Below are 15,388 nucleotides of genomic sequence, written 5' to 3' on the forward strand. Positions count from 1 at the left end.
TGGAGGCTTCCGGGATTTAAAGAGGGCGGATTATTTTCCCAGAAGTTGAAGGCGTCTGTTCAGTCCAGATATTCTTCGTACGGCTAAAAAGGCTCGAACCGGGGAAACCCGGAAACGGGAGAGATCCGGCCCCCCTCGCCCCATGCGGGCGAAGGGCTACAGGGTCCGCTGGCCGGGGCGCCAATGGTGGTGCCCTCAACCACATGTACGAGGAGAGTCACCCATGGGTGGACTTGGAGCACCCTGGTCCCAGCGCGAAGCGTGTACGCACCGCTCGCTCGGTTACCCCACGGCCCGCCAGACGTTGGCGTGGGCCCTGGTGACGGGGTTGCTGGTGGCCTGCGGCGGACCGGAAGACGCGTCACTGGACGAGGCGGCGCTGGCGCCGGAGGCCGGAGAGACCGCGTCGGAGTCCCAGGAGCTGTTCGGCTGGCCGTGGCCGCCTGCGCCCAAGCCGGTGGGGCTGGCGCTCGAGGTGGACAACGGCAAGGGGCAGCTCTTGCGCGTGCGCGCGGGCTCGAGCTTCTACATCAACCAGATCGACCTGCGCGCCTCGGTGCTGTCCAACCGCGACACGGGGCTCGCCGCGCTGAAGACGCAGAGCGACTTCGCGGGGCTGGGCTGGTCGGGCCTCAAGGCCGTGGACGAGGAGCCGGTGCTGCTGGGCAGCCCGGGGGCCTTCACCCGCCGGCGCTTCTACCGGGGCGCGGCGTGGATGGACGTGCCCAGCATCTTCACGGTGGAGCCCGTGGACTCGCGCGGCCGGCTCACGGGCCTGCCCGTGGTGCTCAACATCGGCTCGGAGGACTCGCGACGCGAGCGCACCGACGACTTCTTCATCCGCCGGCTGCGCGCCATCCAGTCCATCACCGACTGCCAGTCCCCCACCAACTGCACGGGCGCCCGGAAGTTCGAGGAGGAGGCGCTGGTGGAGGTGCGCAACGCGTACGAGCACGCCAAGGCGAAGGCCTTCACGCTCACCACCACCACCACCGCGCTGCGGCTGCGCTGGAGCCTGCGCCCCTTCACGCCCTACATCATCCCCGTGGAGCAGGTGCGCGACGCCGACTACGCCTATGGCTTCGGCATCGACGTGAAGGCGCTCACCCCGCCGCGCCGCGATGGCACGTATGCCCCAGGGTCCGAAATCACCTTCCAGGTCGCCCTGAAGGACGGGGCGGGCAACAGACTGCACCCCGAAGGCAGTCTGCCGTCCTACAATGAGGTCGCGCCGGACGGAAACGCGGCGGGCATCCAGTACTATCGGGCCTTCTTCGATGCGACGACGACGTACTACCGGCGCAAGCACCGGGAGCGGATGTTGATGTCCCAAATCATCGGGCCCGCGCAGAACATCCAGCCCATCCGCAGCGTCATCGCGCTGGAGGCCTTCCTGGACCCGGAGGTGGACGAGCAGGTGGTCGCCACCGAGGCGCGCGACGGCGTGTACTCGCAGTTCGCCATCCTCCCGTTCGCCAACATCGTCTTCCGCGGCGCCTTCTTCCCGGAGGAGGGCCTGTGGGACCGGCCCAACACGGACAAGTGGCAGTACAAGATTCCCGCCGACGCCACGCCCGGCACCTACCTGGTGACGGTGAAGGGCCGCCGCACGTACCTGGGCGAGGACCTGCCCGGCTCGCGGACGATTGAAATCCAGGTGGGCACCCCGCGCCGCACCGAGGCGAGGCTCACCACGGGCCCGTGCAACAGCTGCCACAGCGAGGGCGGAGAGCTGTCCCAGGTGCTCCACGGCAACGACAACCGCGCCGCGTGCTCGGGCTGCCACGCGCCCCTGGGCTTCGAGCTGGAGGGGCCCATCTTCGTGCGCACGCACTTCATCCACTCGCGCTCCAACCGCTTCGACAAGCCGCTGGAGCAGTGCTCCTCCTGCCACCTGACGAAGGAGAGCATCCAGCGCACGAGCAAGGCCGCGTGCCTGTCGTGCCACAAGAGCTACCCGAAGAGCCACGAGGCCCAGTTCGGGAAGATTGAAAGCATGTACGTCGGCGGAGGACCCGAGTCCTTCCAGCAGTGCACCGGCGCCTGTCATACCCAGCACCCGCGCAGCGGCCTGTAGCCGCCGCCAGACACCTCGGAGGTCCTCCATGGCCCAAGTGAAGATGCAGACGGCTCGAACCACGCTGACGGAGCCGGCCGCGGCCGCGGAGGACCTCTTGAGCCAGCTGGGCAACGTCAAGCCCGTGCTGGTGACGATGTTCGCCTCGCGCAACCGGGACCAGCATGCGTTGAACCGCGCGGTGCGCGAGCGGCTCCCCCCGGGCACGCGCCTCATCGGCGCGACGACGGCGGGCGAGCTGGACAACACCGGCATCCACGAGGGCAGCGTGGTGCTGTCCGCGCTCTCCGGCGACGTGGAGGTGGGCCTGGGGCTGGGCACGCAGCTGTCGGTGGACGCCATCACCGCCGGGCAGAACGCCATCAAGCGCGCGTGCGAGGATTTGGGCGTGCGCCAGCAGGACCTGGACCCCAGGCGGTACGTGGGCCTCGTCATCGACGACGGCTTTCGTTACAAGAAAGAAGAGCTGCTGCTGGGCATCCTGGAGCGCAGCCAGACGCTGGTGCTGGTGGGCGGCGGGGCCAGCGACGACAACCGCGACCCGGCCAAGCAGTCCGCGCTGGTGCACGTGGACGGCGAGGTGGCCACCGACGCGGTGCTGGTGGCGCTGTTCCGCACCAGCGCGCCCTGGGCGGCCCTGCGCTCGCACTGGTACGTGCCCACCGGGGAGAAGCTCACCATCACCAAGGTGGACGAGAGCCACACCCGCGCGCTGGAAATCGACGGGCACCCGGCCGCCCGGCGCTACGCTGAAATCCTGGGCGTCAAGGACGTGAAGGATTTGGAGTTCGGCACGCCCGAGGGCTTCGCGGTGCGCCCCACCGCGCTGCGCGTGGGCCGCGAGTACTTCATCCGCGCCGCGTGGCGGCCCCAGGAGGACGGCTCCATCCTCTTCGCCAACCTGCTGGAGGAGGGCACGGAGCTGGAGCTGATGAAGCTGGGGGACATGGCGGGCATGACGCGCGGCTTCTTCACCGACGAGATGCCCCGCCGGGTGCAGAACCCCCAGGCCGCTCTCCTGTTCCACTGCGGCGGGCGCATGTGGTACGCGCATGCGACCAACAGCGTGGCCCAGCTCGCGGAGACCCTGAAGGCCGCACCCACCGCCGCTGGGATGAACGTGCACTTCGAAATCTATTCAGGGTTCCACATCAACACCACGTTGACCGCGCTGGTGTTCGGGGCGAACTGAGTCATGGCCACCTCCCTCCCCCCTTCCGTCCCCGTGGCGGACGCCACGTCCCTGCTGCTCGTCGCCAGTGAGCGCGAGTGTCAGCGCGTGGAAGAGGCGCTCGGGCACGCGGGTGTCATCGCCCACGTCGAGCGCGCCACCAGCGCCCCCGCCCTGGAGGCCGCGCTCGCCCGCCCCTGGTCGCTCGTCGTGTGCGGCTCGGAGCTGCCCGGCCTGGGCTTCGCCGAGGCGCAAGCCCTGTGGCGCAAGCACTCGCGTGAGCTGCCGTTCGTCGTCCTGTCGCGCGAGTGGAGCGACGAGCTGTTGGAGGCGAGCACCCGCGCGGGCGCCCGCGACTACGTCAGCGAGGACCGCTTCAACCGGCTGGGGCACGTGCTGCGGCGCGAGCTGCCGCTGGCCGGTGACCGGCTGCGCCATGACGCCACCCAGGAGCAGCTGCATCACGCCAACTGGATATTGGGCAACATCATCGACGCCCTGCCCTTCGTCCTCTTCGTGAAGGACGCGGCGACGCGGCGGCTGGTGGTGGCGAACAAGACGTTCGCGGACGCGTTCGGCGTCACCAAGGAGTGGCTGCTCGGCAAGCTGGACCACGACTACTTCCCGAAGGAGCAGGCCGACTCGTTCATCGCCATCGACTCGGACATCCTCGCGTCCAAGAAGATGCGCTCGTTCGAGGAGGTGGCGCGCGCCGGCGGCGTGGACCGCATCTTCGCCACGCGCAAGCTGCCGCTGCTCGACGCCTCCGGCGAGGCCCGCTACGTGCTGGGCGTCACCGAGGACATCACCGAGCGCAAGCAGAACGAGGAGATGCTGCGCGCCTCCAAGGCGGAGCTGGAGGCGGCCAACAAGCAGCTGGCCGCGAGCCTGGAGGAGATCAAGCGCACGCGCGCGGTGTCCGCCCGCTCGCTGGCGTCCTATCAGCAGCGCGCGCTGCAGATGGAGATCATCCGCCAGCAGAACGAGGACCTGGACCGGCTGGCCCAGGAGCTGGCGGTGGCCAAGCGCAACGAGGAGGAGCGCGCCCGCGAGGCCGAGGCCGCCGCCCGCCTCAAGAGCGAGTTCCTGGCCAACTTCAGCCATGAGATCCGCACGCCGCTCAACGGCATCATCGGCTACTGCGACCTGCTCATGCGCGAGGAGGGCTCGCGGCTGACGGCCCACGGCCGGCGCGACCTCAACGTCGTCAAGACGAACGCCAAGACGCTGCTGGCGCTCATCAACGACATCCTGGACCTGTCCAAGATCGAGTCGGGCAAGGTGGACGTCGTCACCGAGCCCGTGGACGTGCGCGAGCTGGCCGAGGAGTGCATGGCCACCGTGAAGGAGTACCTCAAGGGCAAGGACGTGGCCCTCACGGTGCACGTGGACGCGGCGGTCGAGACCCTGCGCACCGACGCGCTGAAGCTGCGGCAGATCATGCTCAACCTGTTGAGCAACGCCGCCAAGTTCACCGAGACGGGCGAGGTGGCGCTGAGCCTGGTCCCCAACGGGGACGAGGTGGTGATGATTGTCGAGGACACCGGCGTGGGCATCCCCGCCGACCAGCTCCCCTTCATCTTCGAGAAGTTCCGCCAGGTGGACGGCTCCACCACGCGCAAGGTGGGCGGCACGGGCCTGGGGCTCGCCATCGTGCGCGAGCTGTCGCGCGTCTTGGGCGGCACCGTCTCCGTGACGTCCACGCTGGGCCGCGGCACCACCTTCACGGTGCGCCTGCCCAACACCCCGGACGCGGCGCCGACGGGCGCGCAGGCCTCACAGCACGCCGAGCGCGGCGTGCCCGTGGCGGAGGTGGCCAGCCACGTGGGCGCGCTCGCGCAGCCGGGCAGCACCGTGCTGGTGGTGGATGATGATCCGCTCATCCAGCAGCTGGTGACGGGCCAGCTGGAGCCCGTGGGCTTCAAGGTGGTGGTGGCCGAGGACGGCATCATCGCGCTCAAGCGGGCGCGGGAGCTCAAGCCCCAGGCCATCCTGCTGGACATCCACCTGCCCAAGCTGGACGGGTGGAGCGTGCTCAGCCAGCTCAAGAGCGAGCCGGCGCTCGCGGGCATCCCCGTCATCCTCATCTCCGTGGAGGAGCAGCGCTCGCGCGGCTTCTCGCTGGGCGCGTGCGAGTACCTGGTCAAACCCGTGGAGCCCGAGCGGCTGGTGGAGGTGGTGCAGCGCAGCCTGGCCCAGTCGCTGGGCTCGTCCGCCGGGGTGGGCGAAGTGCTGGTGGTGGACGACGACTCCGCCACGCGCGAGCTGGTCAGCCGCAACCTGCGCCGCGCGGGCTTCAGCACCGCCGAGGCCCGGAGCGGCGAGGACGCGCTGCTCAAGGCGCGCGTGTCCCCGCCGTCGCTCGTCGTGTTGGATTTGATGATGCCCAACCTGGACGGCTTCGAGGTGCTGCGGCGCCTGCGCGCCGAGAAGCTCCAGGTGCCCGTGGTGGTGCTCACCGGCAAGTCGCTCACCCACGAGGAGGAGGCGCTCTTGCGCGACGGCTTCGCCGGCTTCGTGAAGAAGGGCGGCCACGCGCTCGAGGACGTCATCGCCCAGGCCAAGGGCCTGCTGCTCTCCCAGCGCGCCGCGTCCGCGGGGCGGCTGCCGCGCATCCTGTACGTGGAGGACAGTGCCCAGAATCGGGACATCGTCCGGCGCTACCTGGGCGGACTGTTCGAAGTCATCGAAGCGGAGGACGGAGAGCACGGCCTGGAGCGCGCCACGCGCGACAATCCGGACCTCATCCTGATGGACCTGTCCCTACCGCGGTTGGATGGTTGGGAGGCAACACGTCGCTTGCGTGCGGTACCCTCCGTGGCCAACGTGCCCGTCATCGCGGTGACGGCTCACGCGGGGCGTGAATATCAGGACAAGGCGCACGCGGCCGGTTGCACCGCGTACCTCACCAAGCCCCTTGATCGTGACCAGTTGCTCGAGATGATCCGCAAGCATCTAGGGAGAAGCCATGGCTGAAGAAAAAGCACGCGTCCTGGTGGTGGACGATGACCCGGACCTGCTCGACCTCGTGCAGCGCTCGCTGAGCGCGTATGGCTTCGAGGTGCTCACGCACACCTCGGCGTTGGGTGTGTCCAACCTGGTGAGCCAGTCGGAGCCGGACTTCGTGCTCATCGACGTGAACTTCCCCGCCCTCAAGGGCGACAAGGTCGTCAACCTGGCGCGCCAGTACGCGTCCGCCAAGACGAAGTTCATCCTCTATTCGGCCTCCGACGAGTCGAAGCTGCGCTCGCTCGCGCTGGCGTCCGGCGCGGACGGCTACATCTCCAAGAGCGTCCAGGGGGAGGAGCTGGCCAACCGGCTGCGCACCTTCCGCCTCAAGCCGCGCCCGCCTTCACCCTGAAGCCCTCACCGCCGCGCCTCGTGCCCGAAAGGGCCTTGGCGCGGCTTCCACCTGCAGCAGCAGCACCGTCGTCGTCGCGAGCCTCTGGCCGTCACCGTCGGGCACGTCTGCTTCGCTCTCCGCCCCTGAATGCCCATTTCTCCCCTCCGGAGGGGTCCATGCACACGTTCAATGATTACAGTCCTGCGGAAAAGTTACGGCAAGAACTGGATGCACCGCTGTTCAACCCCCTGTTGAAGAAGTGGGTGGGGAAGGGGGAGCTGGACTACGAGGTCTATCTGAAGACGCAGCAGCTGTTGTCGCTGCAGGCGTCGGAGGAGGAGCGCGTCTCGCACGACGAGCTGATGTTCCAGGTGGTGCACCAGGCGCAGGAGCTGTGGCTGAAGCTGGGCTCGCGCGAGGCGGTGGAGGTGGTGGCGGAGCTGGACCGGGACGCCCTGTGGGCCGCGTCCGCCAGGCTGGAGCGGCTGGTGCGAATCCTCCGGAGCCTGGAGGCGGAGCTGGGGGTGATGGAGACGATGACGCCGGACACCTATCAGGTCATCCGCCGCAGCCTGGGCAACGGCAGCGGCCAGGAGTCCCCGGGCTACAACATGCTGCGCAAGGCGTCGGAGGGACTGGAGGCCGCGCTGGAGCGGCTGCTCGCGCGGCGCTCGCGCACGCTCCTGGAGGTGTACTCGGGCGGCGGGCCGGACGACTTGAAGCGGCTGTGCGAGCAGTTCGTGGACGTGGACGAGGCCTTCCAGGGCTGGCTGTACCGACACTTCCAGCTGGTGCGGCGCACCATCGGCGTGGACCGCTCGGTGAAGGCGCTGGACGGGCTGCCCACGCAGGTGCTCGCGGGGCGGATGACGCTGCCGCTGTTCCGTCAGCTCTGGGACGTGCGCGTGGAGCTGACGGCCGGCTGGCGCCGGGAGGGAGGCCATTCCCCGGGCGCGCGCCGTGACGGCTGCATGGAGGGCGCGATGAGCGCGGCGGCCTACGCGGCGCCCGCCAGGACGGGCGGCGGGTGCCCGGTGGCGCACGCGGGCTTCACGCCCACCCGGGGCGAGTCGTGACGTCGAGGGCGGGCGGAGTGGAGCGCTCGCCTCGCGCGCTGCTGCACCTGCTCTACAACGGCGCCAAGGCGGTGGACGTGCTGACGGCGTCGCTGGAGCTGGGGCTGCTCGAGTCGCTGGAGGGCCCCGAGCCCATCACCCTGGCCCAGCTGGCCGCGAGGCATGGCCTGGTGCCGGGCCGGCTCTACAAGCTGCTCGACTGTCTGGAGAGCCTGGGCCTGGTGACGCGCGAGCAGGACACGGACGCGCTCGCGTCCGCGCGCTACCACGCGGTGGAGGGCCTGCGCGACGCGGCCCTCGCGGTGCTGGGGCCCGACGGCCGGGAGACGGACCGCGAGAAGTTCGCCTGGCGCACCCTGCACGGCCGGCTGCCGGAGGTGCTGCGCGGGCACCACTCCATCGCCCCCGCGGACTTCGACTGGCCCCTGCGCACCCCCGAACAGCTGGAGGGCTTCGAGACGAGCATGGCGGCGGGGCTGCCGCCCATCCTCGAGGCGCTGCGCCTGCACGCGCCCGCGCTGTGGAGGGACGGCCAGCGCGTGCTCGACGTGGGCGGCGGCGACGGCAGCCTCGCGGCGCACCTGTCGCGAGAGCACCCGGGCTTGAAGGTGGATGTCTTCAACCTGCCGGCGACGCTCGCGCTGGTGGAGCGCACGCGCGAGCGCTTCGGCCTGTCCGCCTCGCGCCTGGGCTTCGTGGCCGGGGACTTCCTGAAGGAGCCGCTGCCCGAGGGCTACGACGTGATGAGCTTCGTGCGCGTGCTGCACGACTGGGCGCCGCAGACGGCGCAGGCGCTCTTGCAGGCGGCGTGGGCGGCGCTGCCCCCGGGCGGGCGCGTCATCATCTGCGAGGAGTTCCGCACCCCGGAGCGCCTGGCCGCGCAGTTCTTCTGGACCTACTTCCTCATCGGCGTGGACTCGTGCGTCAGCCGGCTGCGCGAGGTGGAGCTCTACGAGCGGATGCTCGCGCAGGCGGGCTTCCACCACGTGCGCGTGCTGCCCGGCGGCCCCTTCGAGTTGGTGACGGCCCAGAAGCCCTGACGCCGTGCGGCGTCGACAGTGAACGGGCCAGGGCAGCCGCTGCGTTCGGAGCTGCCCTGGCCCGCCGGGGACGGTGACGCGAAGACCCGCGCGCGGGGGTTTTCGGGAGTGGAGCGCCACGGGTCCACCCACCCTCTCATGCGCCCGCGCCCGCGCCCATTGCCTGCAAGTGCTGGCGCACCGCGGTCTCAGATGCCTGCCGGGCGCTGAACGCCCAGTTGCAGCGCGAGCACCGCCAGCTGCGTGCGGTTCTCCGAGCCAATCTTCTTGTAGATGCTGGTGATGTGCGCCTTCACCGTGCGCTCGGTGATGCTCAGGCACGCGGCAATCTTGAGGTTGTCCGCGCCCGCGGCCACGTACCCCAGCACCTCGCGCTCGCGCGGCGTGAGCAGCCCCAGCTCCGCGCCGCCCGTCGGCACCTCGTGCTGCAGCATGAAGCCCGGCAGCGACGGCACCCACGACAGCCCGGGCGGCATCAGCCGCTCCCCGCGCGCCACGCGCGTCACCGCCTCCACCACCTCCGCGCAGCCCACGTTGTGCTTCCACAGGTAGCCCGCGGCGCCCGCCTGCAGGCACTGCTCCACCACCTCCGGCTCGTGGTGGCTCGACAACACCAGCGACCTCACCGACGGATAGAAGTCATGCAGGCACTGCAGCGCCGTCATCCCCGTCGCCGTCCCATCCTGGTCCGGCGGCTCCAGCTTCAGGTCCAACACCGCCACGTGCGGCATCTGCTCACGCACCCGCGCCAGGAAGGGCGGCGTCTGGGAGCAGCGCGCCACCACGTCCATGCCCGCACTCTCGAGGACCAATACCAGACTCTCCCTGAAGACCTGCTGGTCCTCCAGGAGCGCCACCCGGATTCTCTCATTGGAAATGTCTGTCGTCATCATCACTCCAGATGCGATGAGAGCCCTCGGGATTCACTTCCGACGAGAGCCCTTCCGCGACCTTGTTCATCAGGCGATGTTCAAAAGTTGTTCAGGGACTGTTCAAGGTAAGCCATTCACTGGCGTGCGGAGCCTCCATCCAGGGATGCTGTCCATGTCGGGCACCCATCCGTATGTCAGTCTTTCGCAGTCGGCGCACGGGGGAATGGCAGTACAGTCCACATCAGACATACCCGTGCGGGCTGGGGCTCCGTGAGGGCGGGGGACCCTCCCTTGCCGCGTGCCGCGCCCTGGGTTACAGCTCAACGCATGTCACCCGCGTCGTCGACCGAGCATGAGCTGGCGGCCCTCCTCGAAAAGGTGAACAAGACACACGGGCCCGACTTCGAGGACGAGCCCCTGACGCCCTCCCGACACTCGCCGGCCCTGGAAGGCATTGCCGGCGCGGTGGCCCTGCTCCGAGGGGATGCGGCGCTGTATGTCAACCTGCGCTGGCAATCCCTCACACTGGCCCGGGGTCCGTGGCGGCGTTTGACAGAGCGCGGACAGGAGGAGGGGCCCGCCCTGCTGACGCTGCGCAGCGTCGTGGCCGCGGAGGTGCGGGCGCTGGACTCGACGCCGGAGGAGCCGGCCCGCATCTCGCGCTACACCTACGCGGGGGGGCATCAGCAATTGGAGGTGGGCGTCCGGCATGTCCGCGCGGACCTGGCGCCCAGGGTCGTCCTGGTGCTCGCCCGGGACATCACCGAGCAGGCGCGTCAGGAGGAGGCGCTGGAGAAGGAGCGCCGCGCCCTGGCGGAGCGCGAGCACCTGCGCATGCTCAGTGAGCAGGCCTCGGGAATCGCCCATGATTTGAGCAGCCTGCTGGTGGCCATGAAGCTGCGGCTGGAGCTGCTCCAGACCCGCCCTGGCAAGCAGGGTGAGCAGGAGACGCCGGCCCACGTGGACACGCTGTTGCGAATCGTGGCGGACGCGACGACGCGGCTGTCGCGGCTGCGCGACTTCGCGCGGCAGAAGCCCGAGTCTCCGGTGGAGCCGGTGCAGTTGGCCGACGTGGTGCGTGACGCGGTGGAGATCGCCCGGGGGGAGCTGGAGTCGCGGGCCGCGCGCGAGGGGCTGAGCCTGCACCTGGACGTGGACGTGCCCCGGATGCCGCTGGTGGAGAGCTCCGCGGCGGACCTGCGCTGCGTGTTCCTCAACCTGCTGCGCAACGGACGCGACGCCATGCCCCGGGGCGGCACCCTGCGCGTGCGCGGCCACCAGACCTCGGCGGGCCAGGTCGTCATCACCGTGGAGGACGAGGGCACGGGCATCCCCGAGCAGCACCTGCTCTCCATCTTCCAGCCCTTCTTCACCACGAAGGGCCAGCACGGCACGGGCCTGGGCCTCTCCATGGCGCACGAGGTGGTGGCGCGGGCACGCGGCACCCTGGTCGCGTCCAACCGCCCGGAGGGCGGCGCCGTCTTCACCCTCACCCTCCCCTCGCTCAGGCGGACGGCCACGGGCCGGGGCGGCCGGGCCTCCGAGTACCGCTCCGGCTGAGACACGGGGCCCCGGCCGGGGTGGACGGGGCGGGTGGAGGTACACCCGGTCCACCCACCACGTCCTGTCACGGCGGCGCGAAGGGCGACTTCGCGAGGGCGCAAGGGGGCGACAGGCGGCCCTCGGCTAGGTGATAATCCGTAGGCCACCCGGCCTGGTGGCGACATCCGGTGGGCGTCGGGCGCCCATGAGGGGGAGGAGTCATGTCGGAGATGAAAATCCGAGTGCTGGTGGTGGATGACGACCAGGAGCAGCTCACGCTCGCGGAGCGCTCGCTGTCGGCGTACGGGTTCGATGTGCGCACCCACCGCTCCTCGTTGGGCGTGTCCAACCTGGTGCGCACGACGATGCCGGACCTGGTGCTGCTGGACGTGAACATCCCGGCCCTCACCGGCGACAAGGTGCTGACGCTGGCGCGGGGGCAGGCCCCGGCGGGCACGCGCTTCGTGCTCTTCTCCGCGTCGGACGAGTCGCAGCTGCGCAAGCTGGCGCTGGAGTCGGGCGCGGACGGCTACATCACCAAGAGCACCCAGGGCGAGGAGCTGGCGCGGAGGCTCCACGCCATCCACGCCAAGGGCCGCGGCCAGGCGGCCTCGTCCGCGCCGTAGCACGCGCGCGGGCTCCTCTCAGCCGAGCAGCTCCGCCATCTCCAGGAAGACGCCGCGGAAGTCCCCGCGGGCGCCGATGAGCCGCAGGTTCTGCGCCAGCCCCCCCGTGGAGCGGAAGAACATCACCGCCTCCGGCGGCGGCTTGATTTTGAGGAAGCGGGCCGCGTTGCGCGTGAAGTGGTTGCGCATGTCGCGGGGGATTTCGCAGGACGTGTAGTCGTACGGGGTGGTGCGCATGGGCCTGCCGGCGATGTGCAGCACCTCGCGGATGAGGTCCGCGGCCTCGTCGCCGGGCAGCTCCACGGTGAAGCCCACCTCCAGGCTCAGCCGCAGCACGTCGAAGGGCTCCAGCTTCAGGGACTGCTGGAACATGCGCCGGTTGGCGTCCACGAAGCGCGGGCTGAAGCGCTTGATGGAGCCGAAGTCGAGCAGGCCCAGGCGCCCGTCCGGCATCACCATGAAGTTGCCCGGGTGCGGGTCCGCGTGGATTTCACCCGCGCCGAAGAAGGGCCCGTACGTGGCGCGGATGAGCTGGCGCGACACGCGGAAGCGCTCCTCGTTGGAGGACTCCTTCGTCACCCAGTCCTTGAGCGTCAGGCCCTCCAGCAGCTCCATGGTCAGCACGCGCCCGGCGCTGTGGCTGTCGACGACGCCGGGGACGTGGAGGTCCTCCAGCCGGGCCACGCTCCTGGCGAAGCCCCGGGCGAGCTCCGCCTCGCGCCGGTAGTCCAGCTCCAGCAGCAGCTCGTCGCGGAACTCCTGGAAGTACGCCGAGCCGTCCATCAGCCGCGAGGCCTTGGACATCGTCTTCACGACGAGGCCCAGGTTCTCCATGTCGTGCGTCAGCGACTCGGCGATGCCCGGGTACTGCACCTTCACCGCCACGGGGCGCCCGTCCGCGAGCACCGCGCGGTGCACCTGGCCCAGGGAGGCGGCGGCCAGGGGCTCGCGGCTGAACTCGCGGAATGCCTCCTCGGGAGGACAGCCCAGCTCCTCGCGCACCACGCGCGACACCATGTCGTAGGACATGGAAGGGGCCTGGTTCTGCAGGCGGGCGAGGACCTGGCGCACCTCGGGGGTGAGCAGGTCCGGGTCCATGGAGAGCGCCTGGCCCAGCTTCATGGCCGCGCCCTTGAGCTCCCCCAGGGTGGAGACGAGCTTCTCCGCGGCGTTCCTGCTGAGCAGTTCCGGCGTGCCGCCCGTCAGGCGCTTCGCGCTGCTCTTGAGCACGTCGGTGCCCACCTGCATGGAGAGGCCCGCCAGCTTGCGCAGCCGGGTGAAGCGCCCTTGGGGTGGAAGCGAGTCGTCGGAGTCGGAGGCCATGGGTCCAGGGTGGATTAACAAGGAGCCCACCCCGGGACGCAAGGAACGGCGGTCCACCCCTGGCGCCCGCCCGCCCGCCTACCGGGGCGTGGGCGTGTTGCGCAGCCGGGCCCGGAGCATGCGCCAGCGCTTGAGCCCTTCCAGATCCAGCGGGTCCATGCGCACCGCCTGCTCGTAGGCGGCGAGCGCCTCCTGCAGCCGGCCCACCGAGGACAGCGCGTCACCGGACAGCCGCTGCACCGCGGCGCGGCCGTCGCGGCCGGGGAACTCGGCGAGGAAGCGGCGGCGGCAGTTCTCCAGCGCCGTGGCGGTGAGGCCCGCGGCGAGGCAGCGCTCCACGCCCTCCACGTTGCCCAGGCGCGCGTCGTACTCCGCCCGGCGCTCCACGTGCCCCAGCACATGCAGCGCCGCGGCCACCCGCTCCCCCACCCGCTCGAGCTGGGCGCGCTGCCCCAGGGACAGGTTGCGCGCCTTGAGGGGCTCGAGCGCCGTGCGGGCGCGCTGGGCGCCCACGCGCAGGGTCTCCGGCGTGGCGTCCCGGGGGACCTCCAGCACGGCGTAGTGGTCCCCGGACATCCGGTTGCGGAAGCCCTGGAGCACGCGCTCCGCCTCGGCGTCCTCGCGCATGGGGGACGGCGGCGGCGTGGGCGGCTCCAGGCGCACGCCGGACTTCAGCCGGGCGAGCGCCTCCTGGAAGGCGGGGGACGTGTCGCGAAGCTGCACGCCGAAGCCCGGCGACATGCGCCAGGCCCTGGCCTGCTCCTCCGTCACGTGGCGCACCACCTGGCCGGTGCAGGCGAGTTCGCCGCCGGGCAGCCGCAGCAGGAGCCCCACGTCGGAGAGCAGCGGCGGCGGCGCGGCGGGCGTGTGCAGGAAGAGGCCGGCGCGGCCCACCCACTCGCACGACAGCTCGTGCGAGTGCGGCGCGCCCGCCATGCGCACCCGGGCGGTGAAGCCGGGCGCCGCGGGCTCCGGCTCGGGCACGAGCGCGGTGGCGAGCGCGGCGCGCAGGTCCGAGGCCTGGGCGAAGCGGTCCGCGGGGCGCTTGGCCAAGGCGCGCAGGAGCACGCGCGACAGCGTCCTGGGCACGTCCGGGCGCACCTCGTGCGGCGGCACCGGCGGCTTCTGGAGGTGGCCGATGAGCACCTCCGCCGCGGTGCGGCCCGCGAAGGGCACGCGTCCGGTGAGCAGGAAGTAGCCCAGCACGCCCACCGCGTAGAGGTCCGTGCGCGCGTCCACCACTTCGTCGCCGCACTGCTCGGGGGCCATGAACTCCGGCGTCCCCAGCAGCACGCCCACCTCCGTGGTGTGCACGCCCGCCGGGCGCGACAGCAGCTTGGCGATGCCGAAGTCCAGGAGCTTCACGCGCTGGCGGCCCTGCGGCCCCGGCACCAGGAAGACGTTGGCCGGCTTCAAGTCACGGTGGACGATGCCGTGCGCGTGCGCCGCGCCCAGCGCGTCACACACCTGGGAGAGCAGGTCCACCACCAGCGCGGGCGGCAGCGGCTCCTTGGCGAAGGCCGCCAGGCTCTGCCCCTCCAGGTACTCCATCACCAGGTAGGGACGGCCGTCGCGCGTGTCCAAGTCGTAGAGCGCGACGACGTTCTCGTGCTGCACCACCGTCAGCGTGCGCGCCTCCGACAGGAAGCGGGCCACCAGGTCCGGGTCCTGCGCCAGGTGCGAGTGCAGCACCTTGATGGCCACGCGCTTCTGGATGAGGGCGTGCTCGGCCAGCATCACCGTGCCCATGCCGCCGCGGCCCAGCTCCTTCAGCAGCTTGAAGTGCCCCAGCTGGTGCCCCACCAACGAGCCCGGCACGGGCGTGGGGACCGGCGTCAGCGTCTCCACCCGGACGGGCGGCGGCGGCGTCCCCGCGTACAACATCGTGTTCCCTTCCGCCGGCGTGTGCCGGTGAGGACGCACCCAGGTCGGACACTCACTGGGGTCGGAGTGCGGAGGCACGCAGGAGCAGATGACGTTCTGGACGAACACGGGGCGATTGGGGGACGCGGGGACAGGGTGATTCGGACGACGGGTTGCGAGTCGTGTGCCACCCTCGATTCAACCGCGCTGGCACCGGCGCTTCATGCGAATGGAGTCGTGGACTTCGGGTTCCGGACAGTGAGGAAGGAAAGCACCCCTCATTGCTGGAAGTCTCCCCTGCTCTCTCCGCAGAAACTACAGCCATTCGGTTGAAAACTTTACCGCTCGGCTCGCAATGCGCGGTTGGGTTTCTGGGATTCCTTTTCTCTCCGTCTCACTCCCATGTTTTGTGGAACACGTTTCACGGCTTCCCTGTCTCGCCGCCCCCCTGAAGG

Annotated in this window: 11 protein-coding genes; 8 read left to right on the forward strand and 3 right to left on the reverse strand. The window is 70.4% G+C overall.

What is annotated here, in order from left to right:
- The first annotated feature begins 223 nt into the window (after positions 1–223).
- From OWM54_RS17180 to OWM54_RS17205, 6 genes are all read left to right on the forward strand, one after another.
- Positions 224–2,077, forward strand: a complete 1,854-nt coding sequence (locus tag OWM54_RS17180; protein ID WP_267698212.1) for a cytochrome C — start codon at positions 224–226, stop codon at positions 2,075–2,077.
- A 28-nt stretch (positions 2,078–2,105) separates the two neighbouring features.
- Positions 2,106–3,269: an FIST signal transduction protein gene (locus OWM54_RS17185; RefSeq protein WP_223749259.1), complete on the forward strand. Its 1,164-nt coding sequence runs from the start codon at positions 2,106–2,108 to the stop codon at positions 3,267–3,269.
- A 3-nt stretch (positions 3,270–3,272) separates the two neighbouring features.
- The gene (locus OWM54_RS17190) at positions 3,273–6,224 is read left to right on the forward strand and encodes a response regulator (RefSeq protein ID WP_223749258.1); all 2,952 of its coding nucleotides are present in this window, start codon (positions 3,273–3,275) and stop codon (positions 6,222–6,224) included.
- A complete protein-coding gene (locus OWM54_RS17195; protein WP_046710855.1) occupies positions 6,217–6,609 on the forward strand; it encodes a response regulator in 393 nt (130 codons plus the stop codon). Before OWM54_RS17190 ends, OWM54_RS17195 begins: the two co-directional genes overlap by 8 nt.
- A gap of 158 nt (positions 6,610–6,767) precedes the next feature.
- Positions 6,768–7,667 (forward strand): tryptophan 2,3-dioxygenase family protein, encoded by a 900-nt coding sequence (locus OWM54_RS17200; protein ID WP_223749257.1) that lies wholly within the window; start codon positions 6,768–6,770, stop codon positions 7,665–7,667.
- 17 nt (positions 7,668–7,684) lie between these two features.
- Positions 7,685–8,707, forward strand: coding sequence for a methyltransferase (locus OWM54_RS17205; protein WP_267698213.1), 1,023 nt, complete (start codon positions 7,685–7,687; stop codon positions 8,705–8,707).
- Positions 8,708–8,895: 188 nt separating this feature from the next.
- On the opposite strand, the gene OWM54_RS17210 is transcribed toward OWM54_RS17205, so the two are convergent.
- Positions 8,896–9,597: a LuxR C-terminal-related transcriptional regulator gene (locus OWM54_RS17210; RefSeq protein WP_267698214.1), complete on the reverse strand. Its 702-nt coding sequence runs from the start codon at positions 9,595–9,597 to the stop codon at positions 8,896–8,898.
- A gap of 360 nt (positions 9,598–9,957) precedes the next feature.
- Here OWM54_RS17210 and OWM54_RS17215 point away from each other — a divergent pair, with 360 nt between their 5' ends.
- Both OWM54_RS17215 and OWM54_RS17220 read left to right on the forward strand, forming a co-directional pair.
- Positions 9,958–11,139 (forward strand): sensor histidine kinase, encoded by a 1,182-nt coding sequence (locus OWM54_RS17215; RefSeq protein WP_223749255.1) that lies wholly within the window; start codon positions 9,958–9,960, stop codon positions 11,137–11,139.
- A 203-nt stretch (positions 11,140–11,342) separates the two neighbouring features.
- Positions 11,343–11,747: a response regulator transcription factor gene (locus OWM54_RS17220; protein ID WP_267698215.1), complete on the forward strand. Its 405-nt coding sequence runs from the start codon at positions 11,343–11,345 to the stop codon at positions 11,745–11,747.
- Between the two features lie 18 nt (positions 11,748–11,765).
- Here OWM54_RS17220 and OWM54_RS17225 read toward each other — a convergent pair whose 3' ends face one another.
- Complete coding sequence (locus tag OWM54_RS17225; RefSeq protein WP_223749254.1) at positions 11,766–13,070, reverse strand: ABC1 kinase family protein; 1,305 nt, start codon at positions 13,068–13,070, stop codon at positions 11,766–11,768.
- 78 nt (positions 13,071–13,148) lie between these two features.
- Complete coding sequence (locus OWM54_RS17230; RefSeq protein WP_223749253.1) at positions 13,149–14,954, reverse strand: serine/threonine-protein kinase; 1,806 nt, start codon at positions 14,952–14,954, stop codon at positions 13,149–13,151.
- Between the last annotated feature and the right edge of the window lie 434 nt (positions 14,955–15,388).

Origin of the sequence: Myxococcus sp. MISCRS1 (assembly GCF_026626605.1) — a bacterium.
Taxonomy (GTDB): Bacteria; Myxococcota; Myxococcia; order Myxococcales; family Myxococcaceae; genus Myxococcus; species Myxococcus fulvus.

Excerpts from the sequence above, each read along its gene's own strand:
- OWM54_RS17180 (WP_267698212.1), top strand. The coding sequence starts at position 224 with ATGGGTGGACTTGGAGCACCCTGGTCCCAGCGCGAAGCGTGTACGCAC.
- OWM54_RS17185 (WP_223749259.1), top strand. The coding sequence starts at position 2,106 with ATGGCCCAAGTGAAGATGCAGACGGCTCGAACCACGCTGACGGAGCCG.
- OWM54_RS17190 (WP_223749258.1), top strand. The coding sequence starts at position 3,273 with ATGGCCACCTCCCTCCCCCCTTCCGTCCCCGTGGCGGACGCCACGTCC.
- OWM54_RS17195 (WP_046710855.1), top strand. The coding sequence starts at position 6,217 with ATGGCTGAAGAAAAAGCACGCGTCCTGGTGGTGGACGATGACCCGGAC.
- OWM54_RS17200 (WP_223749257.1), top strand. The coding sequence starts at position 6,768 with ATGCACACGTTCAATGATTACAGTCCTGCGGAAAAGTTACGGCAAGAA.
- OWM54_RS17210 (WP_267698214.1), bottom strand. The coding sequence starts at position 9,597 with ATGACGACAGACATTTCCAATGAGAGAATCCGGGTGGCGCTCCTGGAG.
- OWM54_RS17220 (WP_267698215.1), top strand. The coding sequence starts at position 11,343 with ATGTCGGAGATGAAAATCCGAGTGCTGGTGGTGGATGACGACCAGGAG.
- OWM54_RS17225 (WP_223749254.1), bottom strand. The coding sequence starts at position 13,070 with ATGGCCTCCGACTCCGACGACTCGCTTCCACCCCAAGGGCGCTTCACC.
- OWM54_RS17230 (WP_223749253.1), bottom strand. The coding sequence starts at position 14,954 with ATGTTGTACGCGGGGACGCCGCCGCCGCCCGTCCGGGTGGAGACGCTG.